The sequence below is a fragment of the Kitasatospora sp. NBC_01250 genome (assembly GCF_036226465.1).
Classification (GTDB): domain Bacteria; phylum Actinomycetota; class Actinomycetes; order Streptomycetales; family Streptomycetaceae; genus Kitasatospora.
This window is the reverse complement of record NZ_CP108476.1, coordinates 5,826,207-5,849,071: the sequence shown is the minus strand read 5'-3', so window position 1 is coordinate 5,849,071 and position 22,865 is coordinate 5,826,207. Positions and strand designations below refer to the sequence as shown.

Below are 22,865 nucleotides of genomic sequence, written 5' to 3'. Positions count from 1 at the left end.
GTCGGCGCGGCTCGAAAGCCGGTCGAACACCGGGTGCGAATGGGGCCGCAGGGGCGCTGGAGACGCAGGCTCTACCAGGTGCTCCAGGCCATGTTCCAGCCGCTCAGGCCGTTGTCCGGGGTCACCTGCGCACCCTTGGAATTGATCACCTTCACCACGTCGCCGACCAGCGAGGCCGCGTAGAACTTGGCCGCCGGGGTGTCGGTGCCGCCCGCGTTTCCGGGAGCGTCCTGCAGGCCGACGCAACCGTGACTGACGTTCGCGCTCCCGAACGTGCTCGCCGAGGACCAGTTGTTGCCGTGCACGTAGGTGCCACTGTCGGTCAGGCGCATCGAGTGCGGGACCTCCAGGTCGTACTCGCCCGGCTTGAGGCCCGGCACCGAGGCCGAGGTCATGTGGGCGGTGCCCTCCTTGGCCTCGATCACCATGGTGCCGTTGTAGGTCGGGTGGTCGTCCGAGCCGGAGCTGATCGGGATCGTCTCGGTGGTCTGCCCGTTCGTCTGCACCGTCATGGTGTGGGCGGCGGCGTCCACCGTGCTGATCTGCGAGCGGCCGATGGTGAACGACTCGTCGCGGTCCGAGCCGCCGTAGACGCCCGGCGAGACCTCGACGCTCTTCAGCCGGATGTGGATCTTCACCTGGGTGTTGGGCTGCCAGAAGTTCTGCGGACGCAGGTCGAGCCGGTTGTTGCCCATCCAGTGGCCCTTGAGCTGGGAGCCGTCGGAGGTCTCGAAGGTGATCGCCTTCTCCACCGCCTGCTTGTTCTGGATCGGCATGCCGAAGTCGAACGAGACGATCATGCCGACGCCGTAGGTGGAGCCGGTGATGACGTTGTCCTGGCTGCGCGAGGTCTTGGCCGGGGTCAGCGTGCTGAAGCTGCTGCTGGCGGTGGTCGCCACGCCCTTGGCGTCGGTGGCCTCGGCCTTCACCTGGTAGGAGTCGGCCACCGACAGGCCCGCGGCCGGCACCCAGCTGGTCCCGTCGGCCGAGATGCTGCCCTGCACCGCCTGGCCGCTCTTGTCGGTCACCGTCACCTGGCTCAGCCTGCCGCTGGCGACCGCGACCTTGAGCGCGTCCGGCGCGGCGTTCTGGGTGCCGTCCTTCGGCTCGATGTCGACCACCGCGCTCGACGCCGGGGAGGCCGAGGTGGCCGGCGCCGCGGGCGAGCCGCCCGCCGCGCCCCCGGACGCACCGCCCGCCGCCGCGGCAGGCGCGGAGCCGGCCTTCGGGCTGCTGCTGCCACCACCGCAGGCCGTGGCCAGCAGCAGGGTGGCGCCGACGGCGAGTGCCGCTCCCACGCGTATCGAGCGCATGCCTCTACTCCCCTGATTCAGTCCCGTACGCCTACACGTCGTTGACGGGCCCCCGGTTCCGCACCGGTTTCGAACAAATCGGCTGATTGTCGCACCTGTTTCCTTCGCCCGTTCGACCGCCTTCATGCCCTCCCCCGGATATCCGCGGCCGAATGGTGACCATCACGCGAATGGCCCACCTCGACAACGTTCCGAGGTGGGCCATTGGTTGCACTCAGCTACCGGTTTTCATGGAATTACCAGCTTGCCCAGGGCAACGTCCAGCCGCTGAGCCCGTTGCTGGGGCTGACCGTCTTGCCCTTGGCGTTCTTGATGATCACGACGTCGCCGATCATCGAGGAGTTGAAGAACTTCCCGGCCACCGAGTTGTCGTCGCCGCCCTTGGCGTCCTGCATGCTGACGCAGCCGTGACTGGCGTTCGACTGGCCGAACGCGTTGCTCCAGTAGTTGCCGTGGACGTACGTGCCCGAATCGGTCAGCCGCATCGCGTGCGGCACGTCCGGCACGTCGTACTCGCTGCCGACCACGTTGGAGACGGTCGCGGAGTTCATCCGGGTGACCTTCTCCTTGCTCTCGATGGTCATCGTGCCGTTCCACGACGGGTTGTCGTCGTTGCCGGCGGTGATCGGCAGCGTCTCCAGCGTCTTGCCGTCGCGGACCACGGTCATCTTGTCGGTGCTCGCGTCGGCGGTGGAGATCTGCGAGCGGCCGATGGTGAACGACTCGTCGCGGTCCGAGCCGCCGTAGACGCCCGGCGAGACCTCCACGCTCTTCAGCTTGTAGTGGATCTTCACCGTGGTGCCGGGCTTCCAGTACGCCTGCGGGCGGAAGTCGAGCCGGCGGTTGCCGAACCAGTGGCCCTTGACCTGGGTGCCGTCCGAGGCCTCGAAGGTGATGCCCTTGACGACGTCGTCCTTGTTCTTGACGTCCTTGTTGAAGTTCACCGAGACGATCATGCCGACGCCGTAGGTGGAGCCGGTGGAGACGTTGTCGTTGGTGGAGACGGTCTTGGCCGGGGTCAGCGTGGTGAAGCTGCTGTCCACCGCGGCCTGCAGGCCGGCCGAGTCCACCGCCTGGGCGCTCACCTTGTAGAGCATGCCGACGGCCAGCGCCGCCGACGGCGACCAGGACAGGCCGTCCGCCGAGATGCTGCCCTGGACCGCGTTGCCGTCCTTGTCGGCCACCGAGACCTGGGTCAGCTTGCCGTTCGCCACCGCGACCTTGACCGCCCCGGTGGGCGCCACGTCCTGGGTGCCGTCGGCGGGCGTCACGGTCAGCTGGGCCGCCGAGAGCTTGGGCGAGGACGCGGCCGACGGCGCGGCCGACGAGGACCCGCCGGCGGCCGCGCCGCCGCCGCCCGAACCGCCGGCCTTGGCCGGGGTGTCGTCCGGCCCGCAGGCGCTCGCCAGCAGCAGCACGCCACCCGCCAGCAACGCTGCGGTGGCCCGGCGAGCGGCCCCCCTGCCCGTCCACATCCCTCTCGCGGCTGCCGCCGCCCGAACCGGCTCCACTGGGCGCTCCCCCTCGTCGTCTGTCGCCGGACCACACCTCGGGGGTCCGCGCTCGCGCAAGGATAACGGGGCCAACTGAGTGAATCTTCGGCGGGAGGGTCGTGGCCGACAGGTGAAAGCGCGTCAGCCGGCCCCGGGTCGCCCTGGCAGCATTTGTCCCGGTTCGCCGCTCGGCCGGCCGGCCGTGCCCACCGCGCGCCCAGCCGATCGGGTCCCGCTGTCCACGATCGGATTCCGCCTGGGGCACGAGGGAACGATTCACTCTGCGGACATCCGTCCGTAACAGTCGCGGGTGACCGGCCTCGGAGGACTGCGGGCATGACGGCATGGCAGGAACTGGAGCAGGACCGCCCAGAGCCCCTCACCGCCACCCACCTGCCACCCGCCGCGCCCTGGCCGGGCAGCTGGCAGCCGCTGGGCGCCCGCTACCGGCACGGCGCCGACGGCAGCCACGGCACCAACTTCGCGCTCTGGGCGCCGGGCGCCGAGTCCGTCGAGCTCTGCCTGTTCGACGAGGAGGGCACCGAGACCCGCCACCCGCTCTCCGAGCAGACCTTCCAGACCTGGCACGGCTACCTGCCCGGGATCGGCCCCGGCCAGCGCTACGGCTACCGGGTGCACGGCCGCTGGGACCCGTGGACCGGTGCCCGCTGGAACCCGGCCAAGCTGCTGCTCGACCCCTACGCGCGGGCCGTCGACGGGGAGTTCACCGGCCACGGCGCCTGCTGCGCCTCGGTGCGCGACTGGCCCGAGGCGGACGTCGCCGACACCGTGCGCGACAACCGCGACTCCGCGCCGTACACCGCGCGCGGCGTGGTGGTGCACGACGACGACGACTGGTCGGACGACCGCCGCCCCAAGACGCCCTGGGCCGAGACGGTGCTCTACGAGCTGCACGTGCGCGGCTTCACCATGCGCCACCCCGGCATCCCGCCCGAACTGCGCGGCACCTACGCGGGCCTGGCGCACCCGGCGGCCCTGGCGCACCTGACCTCGCTCGGGGTCACCGCCGTCGAGCTGCTGCCGGTCCACCAGTTCGCCAGCGAGGACCACCTGCACCGGCGCGGCCTGACCAACTACTGGGGCTACAACTCGATCGGCTGGTTCGCCCCGCACGGCGGCTACAGCGCGAGCGGCACCCGCGGCCAGCAGGTCGGGGAGTTCAAGCGGATGGTGCGCGCGCTGCACCACGCGGGCATCGAGGTGATCCTGGACGTCGTCTACAACCACACCGCCGAGGGCGGCGAGCTGGGGCCGGCCCTCTCACTGCGCGGGATCGACAACGCCGGCTACTACCGCCTGGGGCGCGGGAACCGGGGCGGGCGGGGCTACACCGACTACACCGGCTGCGGCAACACGCTGGACACCCGCCAGCCGCAGGCCGTGCGGCTGGTCACCGACTCGCTGCGCTACTGGGCCGGCGAGATGGGCGTGGACGGGTTCCGGTTCGACCTGGCCGCGGCCCTGGCCCGGGCCAGCGACGGGGTCGACATGCACCACCCGCTGCTGGCGGCCATCTCCCAGGACCCGCTGCTGAGCCGGGTCAAGCTGATCGCCGAGCCGTGGGACGTCGGCAACGGCGGCTACCAGGTGGGCAACTTCCCGCCGCTGTGGGCGGAGTGGAACGACAAGTACCGCGACACCGTGCGCGACTTCTGGCGCGGTGCCCGCCCGGACGTGGCCGAGCTCGGCTACCGGCTCTCCGGCTCCTCCGACCTCTACCAGCGCGGCGGGCGGCGCCCGTACGCCTCGGTCAACTACATCACCGCGCACGACGGCTTCACCCTGCGCGACCTGGTCTCGTACAACGGCAAGCACAACCTGGCCAACGGCGAGGACGGCCGGGACGGCACCGACGACAACCGCTCCTGGAACTGCGGAGCGGAGGGCGAGAGCACCGATCCGGCCGTCCAGGAGCTGAGAGCGCGCCAGCTGCGCAACCTGCTGGCCACCCTGCTGCTCGCCTCGGGGGTGCCGATGCTGATGGCCGGGGACGAGTTCGGGCGCACCCAGGGCGGCAACAACAACGCCTACTGCCAGGACAACGAGACCAGTTGGGTGGACTGGTCACTGCTGGACCAGCCGGCCTGGCGCCGCCAGAGCGAGCTGACGGCCCAGCTGATCCGGCTGCGCCGGGCCCACCCGGTGCTGCGCCAGCGGGCCTTCTTCTCCGGGCGGGCCGCGGTGCCCGGCGGCCGGCGCGACCTGACCTGGTACACCGCGCGCGGCACCGAGATGACCGAGGCCGACTGGTACGCCCCCACCGCCCAGCTCGGCATGCTGCTCAACGGCGACGCGATGTCCGAGCGCGACCAGCACGGCTGCCCGCTGACCGACGACAGCTTCCTGCTGCTGCTCAACGGCGCCGACCACCCCGCGCAGTTCGCGCTGCCGCCCGGCGGCCCCTGGGAGCTGCTGCTGGACACCGCCGACCGCGGGGTCGCACAACCGCTGGCCGCGCGCTCGCTGAGACTGCTGCGCGCCGCCGGACACGAGTGACGCCCCGCGGTGGCCGGTTCCCGGCGGCGCACCACGTCAGGTGTGAAAAACCTGATGAGAAATGTCAGTCGCTCCGCCTACGCTCGGCCCGATGGCCGAGAACGCTGCACCCCCGCATCAGCCGCCCACCGACCGGCCCGACAGGTCCACGGTGCGCTCGCTGCTCAGGCTCAAGCCCTACGCGTACCCCATCCGCTGGTACCTCGTCGGCGCGGTGGCCGCCGCCCTGATCGCCTCCGGCGCGGTCCTGGTGGTGCCGCTCGTGCTGGGCCGGATCGTGGACGGCCCGATCGGCCACCACGACCAGGCCGCGCTCTGGCCGCTGATCGGACTCCTGCTGCTGCTCGGCGCCGCCGAGGCCGGCCTCTTCGGGCTGCGCCGGGTGCTGATCGCCCGCCCGCTGGCCCGGGTCGAGGCCGCCATGCGCAGCGACCTGTACGCCAAGCTGCAGCGCCTGCCGGTCTCCTTCCACGACCGCTGGCCCTCCGGCCAGCTGCTCTCCCGGGCCACCTCGGACCTGTACACCCTGCGGCTCTTCCTGGCCTTCCCGCTGGTCTTCCTGGTCGTCAACACCCTGACCTTCCTCGCCGGTTCGGTGCTGATGCTGCTGCTGGACTGGCGGCTGGGCCTGATCGCGCTGGTCCCCGCGGTGCCGCTGATCCTCATCTGCACGCACTTCGAGGCCCGCTACTCGGCCGCCGCCCGGACCGCCCAGGACCAGAACGGCGACCTCGCCACGGTGCTGGAGGAGTCGGTGCTCGGCATCCGGATCCTCAAGTCCTTCGGCCGCCAGCGCACCATGGCCCGGCACTTCGCCGAGCGGGCCGAGCTGCTGCGCGGCACCGAACTGCGCAAGGCCTGGATGCTGGCCGACCTGTGGGCGGTCATCGTCGGTCTGCCCGAGCTGGCCCTGGGCAGCGCACTGGCCGTCGGATCGGTGCTGGTGGCCCACGACGAGCTGAGCGCCGGCACCCTGGTCGCCTTCCTGTCCACCGCACTGGCGCTGCGCTGGCCGGTGGAGTCGCTGGGCTGGCTGCTGGCCTACAGCAACGAGGCGGGCACCGCCGCCGACCGGCTCTTCGACGTGCTCGACACCCCCGAGCAGCCCGAGCCCGAACCGGCGGCGCCCGGCCCCGCGGGTGACGGCATCCGCTTCAGCGGTGTCCGCTTCCGCTACCCCGACGCGCCCGCCGACAGCCCCGACCTGCTGTGCGGCATCGACCTGCACATCCGGCGCGGCGAGACGATGGCGCTGGTCGGCGCCACCGGCAGCGGCAAGACCACGCTGACCGCGCTGCTCCCCCGGCTCTACGAGGCCACCGCCGGCACCATCACGGTGGACGGCCAGGACACCGCCCACCTGCCGCTGCCCCGGCTGCGCGAGCTGGTCTCGGTCGCCTTCGAGGAGCCGACACTGTTCTCCGCCACCGTGCGCGAGAACGTGCTGATGGGCGCGCCCGGCGCCGGCCCGGAGCAGTTGGAGCGGGCGCTGGCCACCGCCCAGGCCGGCTTCGTGCACCAGCTGCCCAAGGGCGTGGACACCGAGGTCGGCGAGCAGGGCCTGAGCCTGTCCGGCGGCCAGCGCCAGCGCCTGGCGCTGGCCCGCGCGGTGGTCGGCTCGCCGGAGTTCCTGGTGCTGGACGACCCGCTCTCCGCGCTGGACGTGCACACCGAGGCGCTGGTCGAACGGGCCCTGCGCGAGGTGCTCGGCGACACCACCGCGCTGGTGGTGGCGCACCGGCCGAGCACGGTGCTGCTGGCCGACCGGGTCGCGGTGCTGGCCGAGGGCCGGATCCTGGCGGTCGGCACCCACCAGCGGCTGCTGGAGACCTGTCCCGAGTACCGCGAACTGATGTCCGGCGAAAACGCGCTGGAAGCGAGTGTGACCCGATGACCACCACTGCCGCCCCCGAGGCCGACGAGCTGCCGGTCGCCGAGGACGAGGAGATCCCCGTCCCGCCCGGCGCCTCCGCCGCCCTGCTGCGCTCGCTGCTCGCCCCGCACCGGCGCCGGGTGCTGACCGGGGTCATGATGATCCTGCTCCAGCAGGCCGCGCTGCAGTCCGGTCCGCTGCTGGTGTCGCTGGCCATCGACCGGGCCATCCCGGCGCTGCGCCACCACGACAGCGGCCCGCTGATCGCTGTCACCGCCGGCTACCTGGGCTGCGCCGCGCTCAGCACGCTGCTGCAGCGCGCCTTCATCCGGGTCTCCGGGCGGCTCAACCAGGACGTGCTGCTCGAACTGCGCACCCGGATCTTCCGGCACGCCCAGCGGCTCGGCCTGGACTTCCACGAGCGCTACACCTCCGGCCGGATCATCTCGCGCGGCACCAGCGACGTGGACACCCTGCGCGAACTGCTCAACGAGGGCCTGCAGGAGCTGCTCGCGGTCTTCCTGTCGGTCTGCTACATCGCGGTCATCCTGCTGGTGATGGACTGGCGACTGGGCCTGCTGGCGCTCAGCTCGGTGCTGCCGATGACGCTGCTGGTCCGGATGTTCCGCACCCGCAGCTCCCGGGTCTACCGCACCTCGCGCACCGCGGTCGCCTCGGTGATCGTCCGGTTCACCGAGACCATGAACGGCATCCGCCCGGTGCAGGCCTTCCGCCGCGAGGCGGACAACCAGGCCGCGTTCGGCGAGCTCAACCGCGGCTACGCCGACGCCAACGCCAACGGCCTGCTGGAGATGGCGCGTTACGTCGGCTTCTCGCGGGCCACGGCGAACCTGTGGGTCACCGTGGTGGTGCTGGTCGGCGCCTACCTGGTGACCGACGGCAGCCTGGAGCTGGGCGTGCTGACCGGGTTCGTGCTCTACCTGCGACGGCTGTACGACCCGATCGACCAGCTGGCGATGTTCCTGAACAGCTACCAGTCGGCCGCCGCCGCGCTGGAGAAGATCTCCGGCCTGCTGGCCCAGGAGCCCTCGGTCGCCGAGCCGGCCACCCCCGTGCCGCTGCCGGCCACCACCGCCACCGGGCGCACGGTCGAGTTCCACCAGGTGGGGTTTGCCTACCGCACCGGCAAGGAGGTGCTGCCGGCCTTCTCGCTGACCCTGCCGGCCGGCCGGACCACCGCGGTGGTGGGCGCCACCGGCGCCGGCAAGTCCACCCTGGCCAAGCTGCTGGCCCGGTTCTACGACCCGACCTCCGGCCGGATCACCCTGGACGGCGTCGACCTGCGTTCGCTGGCCGCGGCCGAACTGCGGCGCGGCGTGGTGATGGTGACCCAGGAGTCGTTCCTCTTCTCCGGCACGGTCGCCGAGAACATCGCGGTGGGCCGCCCGGAGGCGAGCCGCGAGGAGATCGAGCAGGCCGCCAAGGCGATCGGGGCCCATGACTTCATCGCCGCCCTGCCCGACGGCTACGACACCGACGTGCGCAAGCGGGGCGGCCGGATCTCCGCCGGCCAGCGCCAACTGGTGGCCTTCGCCCGCGCGTTGCTGGCCGACCCGGCGGTGCTGATCCTGGACGAGGCGACCTCCTCGCTGGACGTCCCCGGGGAGCAGGCCGTGCAGCGCGCCATGCGCACGGTACTGGCGGGCCGCACCGCGGTGATCATCGCGCACCGGCTGTCCACCGTGGAGATCGCGGACCGGGTGCTGGTGATGGAGTCGGGCCGGATCATCGAGGACGGCACCCCGGCCGAGCTGATCGCCGGCCGCGGTCGCTTCGCCGACCTGCACACGGCCTGGCGCGACAGCCTGGTCTGACGCCGGCTCCGGACCCGGGTCAGCCGGCGGGCAGGGCGGGCGGCTGGTCCAGCATGCGCAGCTGGTTGGTGCACGGGATCCGCCGGGCGGTGGCCTTGGCCAGCTTCAACGCGATGTCGGCGTAGGCCGCCCGGACGCTGCCGGTCGACGCCGTGCCCAGGTCGGCACTGGCCACCACGATCCGGAGGTAGGGCGAGGGCTTGGCCGCGGCGGCGGCCTGCTGGTAGGCGCAGGCGAACTGGAGCGCCATGGGGCCGGTGCCGGGCGCGAACCACCCGGTCACGTCCGGGCCGAAGCCCACCTGCCGCAGGGTGCTGCCGAGCAGTCGCTGGTCGTCGGCGACATCGGTGCCGTCCGCCGAGCCGATGCTCACGGACAGCATGCTCGAGTGGTGCTTGTCGTTCCACACCAGCCGACAGCTGGACAGCAGCAGCCCGTTGGCGACCGGGCCGTCGATGCCGCCCCGGGTGGTGGCCTTGGCCCGGCCGTCCGGGCCGGCCAGCACCCGGTAGTCGGCGGGGCCCAGCTCGCCCCAGCAGGCGCTCTGCGGCAGCTGCACCGACTGCCACGGTTTCCACCAGAACCCGGTCACCGCCGCCCCGGCCACCAGGGCCGCCAGCACGCCCCAGACCAGTAATCGGCGCCGGCCGTGCCCCGGCGGCGGGCTCTCCCGACCTATTCGACCGGGGAGTTCATCGGTGGTCAACTGCTCGAATTCCAGGCGTGCCATGGTCCCCCCATGCGATACCGCCAGCAACAGAGGGCAACATCCTAACCACGGATTGTGAACGCCGGGCGAACTTTGGCGCATTCCTGACAGGCGGTCCGAAAGGTCGACGGTGTCCGGGAAGTCGACCCACCCGACTTCCCGGACACCAGCTCAACAGCCGGAGGTGTCCGGCACGCCCTACCGCAGCACCCCGGCGTCCATCCCCGCCGACTCCGGCGGCAGCGCCACCAGGCCCAGTTCGGCCGGGGAGGCCAGCAGCGGATGGCTGGGCAGCACCCGGACCGTGTAACCGAACGGCCCGGTGCGGCTCAACTCCAGCGTGCCCTCGTAGCGTTGGCAGCCGTTCAGGTCCGGGCCGCCGACCGGCTTGAGGGTCTGGGCCTCCGCCTCGCGGATGCGGTCGCGCTCGTCGACCGCGCCGGAGACGGCCTGCACCTCGACGTCCTCCGGTGCCAGCCCGCCGAGCGCGACCTGCACCCGCAGCGCGAGCGCCGAGCCCAGCTCGGCGGCCTCGGCCTCGGCCCCGGCGGCGGCCGAGGCGTCCACGTGCTCGACCCGGACGGCCGGCCAGGCCGACCGGACCTTCGCCTTCCAGAGCGCGAGCAGCCGCGCCCCCTCGCCGTCCAGCCCGCGCTGGGCGAGCGCGGCCGGCGCGTAGAGCCGCTCCACGTACTCCCGCACCATCCGCCCGGCCAGCACCTTGGGGCCGAGCGTCACCAGGGTGTGCCGGACCATCGCGATCCAGCGGTGCGGCAGCCCGTCGACGCCCCGGTCGTAGTAGGCGCCCGCGACCTGGTGCTCGATCAGGTCGTAGAGCGCGGCGGCCTCGATGTCGTCGCGCTGGTCCTCGTCGAAGCCGGGGCCGTCGGCCGTCGGGATCGCCCAGCCGTTACGGCCGTCGTACCACTCCTCCCACCAGCCGTCCAGCACCGACAGGTTGAGGCAGCCGTTCAGCGCGGCCTTCATCCCCGAGGTGCCGCAGGCCTCCAGCGGGCGCAGCGGGTTGTTCAGCCAGACGTCGCAGCCGGGGTAGAGGTGCTTGGCCATCGCCATGTCGTAGTCCGGCAGGAAGACGATCCGGTGGCGCACCGCCGGATCGTCGGCGAAGGCCACCAGCTGCTGGATCAGCCGCTTGCCGCCGTCGTCCGCCGGGTGGGCCTTGCCGGCCACCACGATCTGCACCGGCCGGGTGGGGTGCAGCAGCAGCGAGCGCAGCCGGTCCTGGTCCCGCAGCATCAGGGTGAGCCGCTTGTAGGAGGGCACCCGGCGGGCGAAGCCGATGGTCAGCACCTCCGGGTCGAGCACCGCCTCGGTCCAGCCGAGCTCGGCGTCGCCGGCCCCGCGCTGGCGCCAGGAGGCCCGCAGCCGGCGCCTGGCCTCCTCCACCAGCTGGGCCCGCAGCGCGCGCCGCACCCCCCAGATCTCGGCGTCGCCGATCTGCTCGACCCCGCTCCAGCGCTCGGCCCCGCCCACCGACATGGCGCTCTCCGCCCGGTCGGCGCCGATCTCGGCGGCGCCCAGGCGCACCACCGCCGGATCGATCCAGGTGGGCGCGTGCACGCCGTTGGTGATCGAGGTGATCGGCACCTCGTCGGCGTCGAAGCCGGGCCACAGCGCGCCGAACATGGCGCGGCTGACCGCGCCGTGCAGGGTGCTCACACCGTTGGCGCGCTGGGCCAGGCGCAGGCCCATGGCGGCCATGTTGAACAGCTTGGGGTCGCCGCCCGGCCAGTTCTCCAGGCCGAGCGCGAGCACCTGGTCGACCGGCACCCCGCGCAGCGCGGCGTCCCCGCTGAAGTGCCGGGCCACCAGCTCCCGGTCGAAGCGGTCGATGCCGGCGGGCACCGGGGTGTGGGTGGTGAACAGGGTGCCCGCCCGGACCGCCTCCAGCGCGCTGGAGAAGTCGGCCGGCGCGGTGTCCACCAGCTCGCGGATCCGCTCGATGCCGAGGAACCCGGCGTGCCCCTCGTTGGTGTGGAAGACCTCGGGCGCCGGGTGCCCGGTGAGCCGGCAGAACACCCGCAGCGCCCGCACCCCGCCGATGCCCAGCAGCATCTCCTGGAGCAGCCGGTGCTCGCTGCCGCCGCCGTAGAGGCGGTCGGTGACGTCCCGTTCGGTGGCCGCGTTGACCTCGAGGTCGGAGTCCAGCAGCAGCAGCGGGACCCGGCCGACCTGGGCCTTCCAGACCTGTGCGGCCAGCGTGCGCCCGCCCGGCAGGGCCAGCTCCACCCGACAGGCGGTGCCGTCCGTCTCGCGCAGCAGGGTCACCGCCAGCTCGTCGGGGTCGAGCACCGGGTAGCGCTCCTGCTGCCAGCCGTCCCGGGCCAGCGACTGGCGGAAGTAGCCGTGCCGGTAGAACAGGCCCACGCCGATCAGCGGCACGCCCAGGTCGCTGGCGGCCTTCAGGTGGTCGCCCGCCAGGATGCCCAGGCCCCCCGAGTACTGCGGCAGCGCGGCGGCGATGCCGTACTCGGGCGAGAAGTAGGCGATGGCCGCGGGGGCCTCACCGGGCGGCAGGGCCGACTGGTACCAGCGCGGCCCGCTGAGGTAGTCGTGCAGGTCGTCGGTGAGGTCGCCCAGCCGGCGCAGGAAGCGGCGGTCGGCGGCGAGCGCGGCCAGCCGGGCCGCCGGCACCTCGCCGAGCAGCCTGACCGGGTCCTCTCCGACGGCCTCCCAGACCCCGGGCTCGACCGAGCGGAACAGCTCCCGGGTCTCCGGGTGCCAGGACCAGCGCAGATTGAGCGCGAGTTCGTGCAGCGGCTGGAGCTGCTCGGGCAGGACGGTGCGGACGGTGAATCTGCGGATGGCCTTCACGGCCCGAAGCGTAGACCGCCCGGATGGGGTGATGGTGTGTCAACTCTCTTAACACAGCTCCATTCGGGCGACAGATGAGATCGCGTCGGGCGCAGTTCGCAACACAGGGGGCGCAGGGGGCGCACGGCGCGATCCACGCGCACGCTGGGCGCGCGGACAGCCTGCGGGCGGGCGTCGGGCGGTGGCCGGTCTGCTCCCCCGCACCACCACGCTGGCCTCTGACCGAGTGGTAAGAGCTACGAACAGTGCGAGGATGGGCACAGGCCGCAGTCGCAGCGGGTGTGCTTGGGTGGCGAATCCCGTGCGCCGCGGTCGGTCCTCCGCGACTCGACTTCTTCCCCGACCCTCCGTCAGCTCGCCGGCCGTTAGCCCACCCGGCGCACCTGTGGTCCTCCTTGGTGTGCCACCGCGTGTCCCCACACCTGCCCTGATCGTTTGCCAGGGTGGGTCGGAATCGCCCTTCGGGCGTGCCCGCGAGGCCGCGCGCCGGGACACGTGCCGCCTCGCCGTTCCGGGCCGCCGTGGGCGCCGGATCCGGCCAGGTTCCCGGGCACGGCGGCCACGGGCAGGCTCCGGTCGCTCGTCAGTCCCCCCACCCAGCAGTCCTTCCGGTGCTCCCCGGTGCTCGAATCCGCCCGCGGGACCGCCGACCGATCTCGGGCAGGAGTTTGGCATGCACGGCGAGACACGGAATCAGTCCGCACTGGTGTCCGAAGGATTGGAACCGATCCTCTTCGAGCGGTCGACACCCCTCGCCCAACCGGTACCAAATCCGGCCATTTCGGAGCGGGAAACCACACGCGCCCCCCGAACGGCCGAAACCCCGGCCGCGAAGTCCGCCGCCCGCCGCACTCCGGGCACCACCGGTACCGGCACCCCCCGGACCAGCACGCCCCGGAGCACCACCGCCACCCGCACCGCGTCCCCCCGCGCCACCCGGCGGGCGAAGGCGGGCGACCCGCTGATCGGCCGGATCCCGGTGCTGGACGTCGCCCCGCTGGTGGACGGCGGGCGCCGCCCCGCCCGCGCCGTGGTCGGCGAGACCTTCCAGGTCACCGCCACCGTCTTCGGCGAGGGCCACGGCAAGGTCAACGCCAATGTGGTGCTGCGCGATCCGCGCGGGCGCACCGGCCCGTGGACGCCGATGCGCGAACTGGCCCCGGGTACCGACCACTGGGGTGCGGCGGTGACCCCCACCGCCGAGGGCCGGTGGAGCTACAGCGTGGAGGCCTGGAGCGACCCGGTGGCCGGCTGGCAGCACACCGCCGCCGTCAAGGTCCCGGCCGGGCAGGACGTCGAGCTGACCCTGGAGGAGGGCGCACTGCTCCTGGAGCGCGCCGCCGCCGGCATCCCCCGGCGGGCCGGCCGCGCCGAGGTGCTGAAGGCGGTCACCGCGCTGCGCGACCCTGCGCTGCCGCCGCTCTCCCGGCTGGCCGCCGCGCTGGCCCCCGCTGTCACCGAACCTCTGCTCCAGCACCCGTTGCGGGAGCTCGTCACCGCCTCGGCGGCGCTGCCGCTGCAGGTGGAGCGGCAGCGGGCGCTGTACGGCTCCTGGTACGAGTTCTTCCCGCGCTCCGAGGGCGCCACCCTGGACCCGCCCCGCTCGGGCACCTTCCGCACCGCCGCCGAGCGGCTGCCCGCCATCGCGGCGATGGGCTTCGACGTCCTCTACCTGCCGCCGATCCACCCGATCGGCCACTCCTTCCGCAAGGGCCCCAACAACACCCTGACCCCCGGCCCGGACGACGTCGGCTCGCCCTGGGCGATCGGCTCGCCCGAGGGCGGCCACGACGCGGTCCACCCCGACCTCGGCACCATCGAGGACTTCGACGCCTTCGTCGCCCGCGCCCAGGAACTCGGCCTGGAGATCGCGCTCGACTTCGCGCTCCAGGCCTCCCCCGACCACCCCTGGGTCAACAAGCACCCCCAGTGGTTCAGCCACCGGATCGACGGCACCATCGCCTACGCCGAGAACCCGCCCAAGAAGTACCAGGACATCTACCCGATCAACTTCGACCAGGACTTCGACGGCCTGGTGATCGAGACCCTGCGCCTGCTGCGCCACTGGATGGGCCACGGCGTGCGGATCTTCCGGGTCGACAACCCGCACACCAAGCCCGTGCACTTCTGGGAGAAGGTGATCGGCGAGATCAACCGCACCGACCCGGACGTGATCTTCCTCGCCGAGGCCTTCACCCGACCCGCCATGATGCACACCCTGGCGAAGATCGGCTTTCAGCAGTCCTACACGTACTTCACCTGGCGCAACAGCAAGCACGAACTCACCGAGTACCTCACCGAACTGTCCGGCCCGGCGGCGGCCTACATGCGGCCCAACTTCTTCGCCAACACCCCGGACATCCTGCCCCGCCATCTGCAGCACCAGGGCCCCGCCGCCTTCGCGGTGCGCGCCGTGCTGGCCGCCACCCTCTCGCCCAGCTACGGCATCTACGCCGGCTACGAGCTCGCCGAGTCCGCCCCGGCCGGGCCCGACACCGAGGAGTACCTGGACAGCGAGAAGTACCAGCTGCGCCCGCGCGACTGGACCCGCACCGACACCCTGGCCCCGCTGCTCACCACCCTCAACCGGCTGCGCCGCGAGCACCCCGCCCTCCAGGAACTGCGCAACCTCACCTTCCTGCCCACCGACAACGATCAGGTCATCGCCTACACCAAGCGCACCGGCGACGACCAGGTGATCCTCGTCGTCAACCTGGACCCGCACCAGGTCCAGGAGGCCACTGTCACTCTCCCGAGTGACGAGCGGCTCATCGTCACCGACGAGCCGACCGGCGAGAGCTACACCTGGCACCGCCACAACTACGTCCGGCTCGATCCCTCAACGGCGCCGGCCCACCTCCTCACCGTTCGGAGGACCTCCCTGTGATTGTGAACGAGCCCGTCCACGACACCTTCGCGGACACCGAGAAGAAGGACCTGGACCCGGAGTGGTTCAAGCGTGCGGTCTTCTACGAGGTGCTGGTGCGGTCCTTCCAGGACAGCAACGGCGACGGTGTGGGTGACCTCAAAGGGCTCACCGCCAAGCTCGACTACCTCCAGTGGCTCGGCGTCGACTGCCTCTGGCTGCCGCCGTTCTTCGCCTCCCCGCTGCGTGACGGCGGCTACGACGTGGCCGACTACAAGGCGGTGCTGCCGGAGTTCGGCGACCTGGCCGACTTCGTGGAGTTCGTCGACGCCGCCCACAAGCGCGGCATGCGGGTGATCATCGACTTCGTGATGAACCACACCAGCGACCAGCACCCGTGGTTCCAGGCCTCGCGCAACGACCCCGAGGGCCCCTACGGCGACTTCTACGTCTGGGCCGACGACGACAAGCAGTACCCCGACGCGCGGATCATCTTCGTCGACACCGAGACCTCCAACTGGACCTACGACCCGGTGCGCAAGCAGTACTTCTGGCACCGGTTCTTCTCCCACCAGCCCGACCTGAACTACGACAACCCGCGGGTCCAGGAGGAGATGGTCGCGGGCCTGCGGTTCTGGCTGGACCTCGGCATCGACGGCTTCCGGCTGGACGCGGTGCCCTACCTGTTCGCGCGCGAGGGCACCAACTGCGAGAACCTCCCCGAGACCCACGAGTTCCTCCAGCGGGTCCGCAAGGAGATCGACGCCGACTACCCCGACACCGTGCTGCTGGCCGAGGCCAACCAGTGGCCCGAGGACGTGGTCGACTACTTCGGCGACTTCGGCTCCGGCGGCGACGAGTGCCACATGGCCTTCCACTTCCCGGTGATGCCGCGGATCTTCATGGCGGTGCGCCGTGAGTCGCGCTACCCGGTCTCGGAAATCCTCGCCAAGACGCCGACCATCCCGCACGGCTGCCAGTGGGGCATCTTCCTGCGCAACCACGACGAGCTGACCCTGGAGATGGTCACCGACGAGGAGCGCGACTACATGTACGCGGAGTACGCGAAGGACCCGCGGATGCGGGCCAACGTGGGCATCCGCCGCCGGCTCGCCCCGCTGCTGGAGAACGACCGCAACCAGATCGAGCTGTTCACCGCCCTGCTGCTGTCGCTGCCCGGCTCCCCGGTGCTCTACTACGGGGACGAGATCGGCATGGGCGACAACATCTGGCTCGGCGACCGCGACGGGGTGCGCACCCCGATGCAGTGGACACCCGACCGCAACGCGGGTTTCTCCTCCGCCGACCCGGGCAGGCTCAGTCTGCCGCCCATCATGGATCCGGTCTACGGCTACCAGGTGACCAACGTCGAGGCGCAGCAGAGCAGTTCCTCCTCGTTGCTGCACTGGACCAGGCGGATGATCGAGATTCGCAAGCTCAACCCGGCGTTCGGGCTGGGCAGTTACACCGAACTCCCGTCCAGCAACCCGGCCGTGCTGGCCTTCGTGCGCGAGCACGAGGGCGACCTGGTCATGTGTGTGAACAACTTCTCCCGCTTCCCCCAGCCCACCGAGCTGGACCTGCGGCAGTACGGCGGCCGGTACCCGGTCGAGCTGATCGGCGGGGTGCGGTTCCCGTCGATCGGCGAGTGGCCCTACCTGCTCACCCTCGCCGGGCACGGCTTCTACTGGTTCCAGCTGCGCAGGCCCGGCGCGCAGTAACGATCCACCAGCTCTGCCCCGCTCGCACCACGGCGCGCGGTCCGCCCATACGCCCCATGGCGGCCCGCGCGCCCTCTGGTACGGAGAACAGCCCAATGCGTACCCACCCTCAGGCGTGACACCCGAGTCCGTCTCGCGTGCCGCCGCAGCAGCGCCGCCGAAATCCGGAAGACTGGCGGGCCCGGCCTGATCCTGTCGGGTCATCGGTCCGCTTCCGGGGAAAGGGAGTCATGTCGGAAATCTCCCGTTCTCAAGCCCACGCCCATCGCGACCCGGGTACCGCACCACGCGGTTCCGGCAGTCCGGGCGGTCCGGGCGGACCGCGCGGGGCCGCCGGCGCCGGCCGCGTCGTGGCGGGACACAGCCCGGGCGGGCACGGTGGCAGGCTGCGAACGGGCGGCTCACTGGCGGTCGGCGAGCTGGTCGAGGCCGCCCTGCCGCTGATCGCCGACTGGCTGCCGGGGCAGCGCTGGTACGCCGGCAAGGGGCAGGCGATCACCGGCCTGCGCCCGCTCACCGCCACCCCGCTGCTGACCGGCGACCCGGCGATGCTGCACCTGCTGCTGCGGGTGGAGCACGGCGAGGGCGCCGACCTCTACCAGCTGCTGCTCGGCCTGCGCACCGAACCGCCACCGAGCCTGCTCCCGGAGGCCTCGCTCGGCAGCCTCAGCCACGGCCCGTACGACGGCGCCGTACTGTACGACGCGGTGCACGACCCCGAACTGACCGGGCGGCTGCTCGGCCACCTGGCCACCGCCGACCGGTTCGGCCCGCTCGCCTTCCGCCGCACCCCCGGGCCGGGGCTGCCCAGCGACCTGCTCGGCCGGGCCGGCACCGCCGAGCAGTCCAACACCTCGGTCATCTACGGCACCTCCTTCATCCTCAAGCTGTTCCGCCGGATCAGCCCCGGCACCAACCCCGACCTGGAGCTCTCGCTGGCCCTCTCGCGGGCCGGCAGCACCCGGATCCCCCGGGTGGCGGCCTGGTTCGAGAGCCGGCTGGTCGGCGCCGAGCCGGCCACCCTGGGCCTGCTGCAGCGCTTTCTGCCGGACGCGGAGGACGGCTGGGAGCTGGCCCTGGACCAGGTGGCCCGGCTCAAGGGCGACCCCAGCCCCGGCAACTTCGCGGTGGAGGCGCACCGGCTGGGCCGGGCCACCGCCGAGGTGCACCGGGTGCTGGCCAGGGCGCTGCCGGTGGCCAGGCTGGACCGCGAGCAGACCGGCCGGCTGGCCACCGCGATGGCCGAGCGGCTGGACGTGGCGGCTGCCGCGGTGCCGGCGCTGCGCCGCTACCGGGCCGCGCTGCACGCCGCCTTCCAGCAGCTGACCGCCGACCACCTGACCGGGCTGACGGTCCAGCGCATCCACGGGGACCTGCACCTGGGACAGGCGATGCGCACCCCGCACGGCTGGGTGCTGCTGGACTTCGAGGGCGAGCCGGCCAAGTCGGTGGCCGAGCGGCGGGTGCCGCAGCCTGCCCTGCGGGACGTGGCGGCGATGCTGCGCTCCTTCGACTACGCCGCCGCCCACCTGCTGGCCGGCGCCGACCCCGATCCGCAGCTGGCCCACCTGGCGGCGAGCTGGGCGGCCCGCAACCGCACCGCCTACTGCGCGGGCTACACGGCGGCCGGCGGCACCGACCCGGCCGGCTGCCCGGAGCTGCTGCGGGCACTGGAGATCGACAAGGCGGTCTACGAGGTGGTCTACGAGGCCCGGCACCGGCCCGGCTGGCTGCCGATCCCGCTGACCGCCATCCACCGCCTAGCCACCACTCCTTGACGTGTCATCAGGAATCGCCGCGCGGTTCCCGAGGGCGACGCCAGCACTGATCCCCTAGCCGCCAGGAGGAACCCCGCAGTGGCCCCGCTCGACCGCACCAATCCGACCGTTCCCGCCACCTTCCTGTCCGGCGGCGGTCCGCGTGCCGCGCAGGCGCCCCGGCGCGGCACGCCCGCGGCCGAGCCGCCGGCCACCCGGGCCGGCGCCGAGGCACCCGAAGCACCGGCGCCGGGCCCCGCTCCGACCCCGGCCCCGGCCCCGGCCCTGATGGACGCGCCACCGCGCGGGGCCGACGTCCCGGTCCTGCGGCTGGCCGAGGCGCCGCTGCCGCCGGCCGAGATCGACCGGCTGGTGAACGGCGCGCACCACGACCCGCACGCCCTGCTCGGCGCGCACCCCACCACCGGCGGCACCGCGATCCGGGTGCTGCGACCGCTCGCCGACCGGGTGACCATCGAAACCGTGTACGGACCGGCCGAGTTGACCCACCAGCAGGCCGGCCTCTTCACCGGCCTGCTGCCCGGCTCGGCCATCCCGGCCTACCAGTTGACCGTGGCCTACCCGGGCTGCGCGCCGCTGGCCCAGCAGGACGGTTACCGACTGCCGCCCACGCTGGGCGAGTTGGACCTGCACCTGATCCGCGAGGGCCGCCATGAGCAGCTCTGGCGGGTGCTCGGCTCGCACCTGCGCACGGTGGAGGGCGTGACCGGGACGGCCTTCGCCGTCTGGGCCCCCAGCGCCGTCGGGGTGCGCCTGGTGGGCGACTTCAACCACTGGGACGGCACCGGGTTCCCGATGCGCTCGCTGGGCGCGAGCGGCGTCTGGGAGCTGTTCGTACCGGGGCTGGGCGAAGGTGCGCTCTACAAGTACGAGATCCGCACCCGGGACGGGCGGTTGCTGCAGAAGGCCGACCCGCTCGCCCGCGCCGCCCAGTGCCCGCCGGCCACCGCCTCGGTGGTGCACCACAGCGACTACACCTGGAACGACGCCGACTGGCTGGCCCGCCGCGCCCGCACCCAGCACCACCGCGCGCCGATGTCGGTCTACGAGCTGCATCCGGCCTCCTGGCGGCCGGGGTTGGGCTACCGTGAGCTGGCCGAGGAACTGCCTGCGTATCTGCGGGAGTTGAACTTCACGCATGTGGAGTTCCTGCCGGTGATGGAGCATCCCTTCGGCGGTTCCTGGGGCTACCAGGTGTCCGGGTTCTACGCCCCCACCGCCCGGCTGGGCTCGCCGGACGACTTCCGGTACCTGGTGGACGCGCTGCACCAGGCCGGGATCGGGGTGATCGTCGACTGGGTGCCCGCGCACTTCCCCAAGGACGACTTCGCGCTCGCCCGCTTCGACGGCACCCCGCTCTACGAGCCCGCCGACCCGCGCCGCGCCGAGCACCCCGACTGGGGAACCCTCACCTTCGACTACGGCCGTACCGAGGTGCGCAACTTCCTGGTGGCCAACGCGGTGTACTGGTGCGAGGAGTTCCACATCGACGGCCTGCGGGTGGACGCGGTCGCCTCGATGCTCTACCTCGACTACTCCCGCCAGGACGGCCAGTGGGCCCCCAACGAGCACGGCGGGCGGGAGAACCTGGACGCGGTGGCCTTCCTCCAGGAGATGAACGCCACCGTCTACCGGCGCTGCCCCGGGGTGGTCACCATCGCCGAGGAGTCCACCGCCTGGGACGGCGTGACCCGCCCCACCGACAGCGGCGGCCTGGGCTTCGGCCTCAAGTGGAACATGGGCTGGATGCACGACTCGCTGGTCTACATCGCCAAGGAGCCGGTGCACCGCAAGTACCACCACAACGAGATCACCTTCTCGATGGTCTATGCCTACTCCGAGAACTACGTGCTGCCGATCTCGCACGACGAGGTGGTGCACGGCAAGCAGGCGCTGGTCAGCAAGATGCCCGGCGACTGGTGGCAGCAGCGCGCCAACCACCGCGCCTACCTCGGCTTCATGTGGGCCCACCCGGGCAAGCAACTGCTCTTCATGGGACAGGAGTTCGCCCAGGGCGCCGAGTGGGACCACGAACAGGGCCCGCAGTGGTGGGTGCTCGACCCCGACTGGCCCGCCGCCGAGGAGCACCGGGGCGTGCAGCGCCTGATCGGCGAGCTCAACCGCACCTACCGCGCCACCCCGGCGCTGTGGGAGCAGGACACCAGCCCCGACGGCTTCCGCTGGCTGGACGGCGGCGCCGCCGAGGACAACCTGCTCTCCTTCGTCCGCTACCCCCTCGACGGCCCCCCGCTCGTGGTGGTCTGCAACTTCTCCCCGGTGGTCCGGCACGGGCACCGGGTCGGCCTGCCCAGCCTCGGCGGCGCCGACCAGCTGTGGACCGAGGCGCTCAACACCGACGCCGGGCGCTACGGCGGCAGCGGCGTCGGCAACCCCGTCGTGCTGAAGGCCGAGCCGGTGGAGTGGAACGGCCAGCCGCGCAGCACCGAGCTGATGATCCCGCCACTGGCCACCCTCTGGCTGCGTCCGGCCTGACCGACCGGCTGTTCGGTTGCGGGCCCGCGGGGCTCCCAGGAAACTCCCCGCTGACACGCAACCGAACAGCCGTGCCCTAACGTCTCTCCTTGCGCCGGACAGCGGGTCCGGGCGAAAGCGGAGCTGGGTACGAAGAGCGCGATGGCACTGACGGGCACCCCCTTCTTCATTCTGACGATCGTTCTGTTCGTGGGATCGATCGCGCTGGCCATGGTCCAGTGGCTGTCCCGTGGCAACGGCGCGGGCGGCAACGCGGGCGCCGCCCCCCGGGCGGCGGGGCGGCGCAAGCGGTCCGGCGGCGGCACCGGGCCGGTGCGCACCGTCGGCTTCTTCGCCACCATCCTGTTCAGCCAGGCCACAGCCATCGCCCTGGTCTTCGTGATGGTCAACAACGACAACCAGCTCTACGGCAGCTGGGGCGACCTGCTGGGCACCTCCAACCACGTGCGCTCCGTCCCCGTCCCGCCGAAGGACAACGGCCTGGCCGGGGACCAGGCGGCGGCCGCCGCCTCGCCCGGCGCCTCCGCCCCGGCCAAGGTGCTGGCGAAGTTCAAGGAGCCGGACTCCGACGCCGTGCCCCGTGACGTCAAGCAGACCGATCTGAACGGCAAGCTCTCCGGCGTCGAGGGCGAGGTGCTGGTGTGGACCCCGCCGCAGTACGACGACCCCGCCTACAAGGACAAGAGCTTCCCCGTGGTCGAGTTGCTGGTCGGCTACCCCGGCAGCTCCAGCGCCTGGTACGGCAAGTCCGGCATGAACGTCACCAACCAGCTCGGCCCGCTGATGAAGTCCGGCCAGGTGACGCCGTTCATCCTGGTGTCGCCCCGGTTCAACCTGCTGCCCAACAACCAGGACAGCGGATGTGCCGACATCCCCGGCAAGGTCAACGCCGAGACCTGGCTCACCCGTGACGTCCCGCAGATGGTGCTGGACAACTTCCGGGCCCAGGACACCGCCTCCGGCTGGGCGGTGGCGGGCTACTCGGCCGGCGGGCACTGCGCCACCCGGCTGGTGATCGGCCACCCGGACCGCTACCGCGCCGCGATCAGCATGTCCGGCTACAACAACCCGCAGAACGAGGCGGATTCGCTGGTCGGCAAGGACCCGCAGCTGAACCAGGCCGACAACCCGCTCAACATGCTCACCCGGGCCACCACCCCGCCGAACATCGGGCTGTGGCTGAGCGGCGGCCAGGGCGCCGACGGCCTCCCGGACGCGCAGGCGCTGAAGCAGGCCGCCAAGGCACCGACCGCAGTGACCGTCACGGAGACCGCCGGCGGGCACCTGACCTCGGTCTGGAGCCAGCAGGTGGTGCCGGCCTTCAAGTGGCTCTCGGGGATCATCCCGGCCCCGAAGTGAGTGACCTCCGGCACCCCGCCAGGTGACCTTCGCCCCTTGCGCCGCCCGGCCCAGCCCACGTGCGAACACCTCA

At 72.1% G+C, this 22,865-nt stretch carries 12 protein-coding genes; 8 read left to right on the top strand and 4 right to left on the bottom strand.

Features of this window, described 5'->3' with window-relative positions:
- Positions 1–71: 71 nt before the first annotated feature.
- Entirely contained in the window at positions 72–1,313 is a 1,242-nt protein-coding gene (locus tag OG500_RS24710) for a L,D-transpeptidase (RefSeq protein ID WP_327069013.1), read from the bottom strand.
- Positions 1,314–1,549: 236 nt separating this feature from the next.
- Complete coding sequence (locus OG500_RS24705) at positions 1,550–2,788, bottom strand: L,D-transpeptidase (RefSeq protein ID WP_327069012.1); 1,239 nt, start codon at positions 2,786–2,788, stop codon at positions 1,550–1,552.
- 354 nt (positions 2,789–3,142) lie between these two features.
- Between OG500_RS24705 and glgX the strand changes: the two genes are divergently transcribed.
- From glgX to OG500_RS24690, 3 genes are all read left to right on the top strand, one after another.
- The gene (gene glgX, locus OG500_RS24700) at positions 3,143–5,323 is read left to right on the top strand and encodes a glycogen debranching protein GlgX (protein ID WP_327069011.1); all 2,181 of its coding nucleotides are present in this window, start codon (positions 3,143–3,145) and stop codon (positions 5,321–5,323) included.
- A 91-nt stretch (positions 5,324–5,414) separates the two neighbouring features.
- A complete protein-coding gene (locus OG500_RS24695; RefSeq protein ID WP_329583497.1) occupies positions 5,415–7,217 on the top strand; it encodes an ABC transporter ATP-binding protein in 1,803 nt (600 codons plus the stop codon).
- A complete protein-coding gene (locus OG500_RS24690; RefSeq protein WP_329583494.1) occupies positions 7,214–9,031 on the top strand; it encodes an ABC transporter ATP-binding protein in 1,818 nt (605 codons plus the stop codon). The genes OG500_RS24695 and OG500_RS24690 overlap by 4 nt, the downstream gene beginning before the upstream one ends.
- Positions 9,032–9,050: 19 nt before the next feature.
- Here the strand turns inward: OG500_RS24690 and OG500_RS24685 are convergent, their stop codons facing one another.
- The gene (locus tag OG500_RS24685) at positions 9,051–9,761 is read right to left on the bottom strand and encodes a hypothetical protein (RefSeq protein WP_327069008.1); all 711 of its coding nucleotides are present in this window, start codon (positions 9,759–9,761) and stop codon (positions 9,051–9,053) included.
- Positions 9,762–9,938: 177 nt separating this feature from the next.
- Positions 9,939–12,575 (bottom strand): alpha-glucan family phosphorylase, encoded by a 2,637-nt coding sequence (gene glgP, locus OG500_RS24680; RefSeq protein ID WP_327069007.1) that lies wholly within the window; start codon positions 12,573–12,575, stop codon positions 9,939–9,941.
- 961 nt (positions 12,576–13,536) lie between these two features.
- Between glgP and OG500_RS24675 the strand changes: the two genes are divergently transcribed.
- The 5 genes from OG500_RS24675 to OG500_RS24655 all read left to right on the top strand — a co-directional run bounded on the left by OG500_RS24675 (position 13,537) and on the right by OG500_RS24655 (position 22,792).
- Positions 13,537–15,462 carry an alpha-1,4-glucan--maltose-1-phosphate maltosyltransferase gene (locus OG500_RS24675; protein ID WP_329587724.1) on the top strand — a complete coding sequence of 642 codons (1,926 nt, stop codon included), beginning with the start codon at positions 13,537–13,539 and terminating at the stop codon, positions 15,460–15,462.
- Complete coding sequence (gene treS, locus OG500_RS24670; protein ID WP_327069006.1) at positions 15,459–17,162, top strand: maltose alpha-D-glucosyltransferase; 1,704 nt, start codon at positions 15,459–15,461, stop codon at positions 17,160–17,162. Before OG500_RS24675 ends, treS begins: the two co-directional genes overlap by 4 nt.
- Positions 17,163–17,512: 350 nt before the next feature.
- Positions 17,513–18,940, top strand: coding sequence for a maltokinase N-terminal cap-like domain-containing protein (locus tag OG500_RS24665; RefSeq protein ID WP_327069005.1), 1,428 nt, complete (start codon positions 17,513–17,515; stop codon positions 18,938–18,940).
- 78 nt (positions 18,941–19,018) lie between these two features.
- Entirely contained in the window at positions 19,019–21,433 is a 2,415-nt protein-coding gene (gene glgB, locus OG500_RS24660; RefSeq protein WP_329583487.1) for a 1,4-alpha-glucan branching protein GlgB, read from the top strand.
- 141 nt (positions 21,434–21,574) lie between these two features.
- Positions 21,575–22,792 (top strand): alpha/beta hydrolase, encoded by a 1,218-nt coding sequence (locus OG500_RS24655; protein WP_329583484.1) that lies wholly within the window; start codon positions 21,575–21,577, stop codon positions 22,790–22,792.
- The last annotated feature ends 73 nt before the right edge of the window (positions 22,793–22,865 follow it).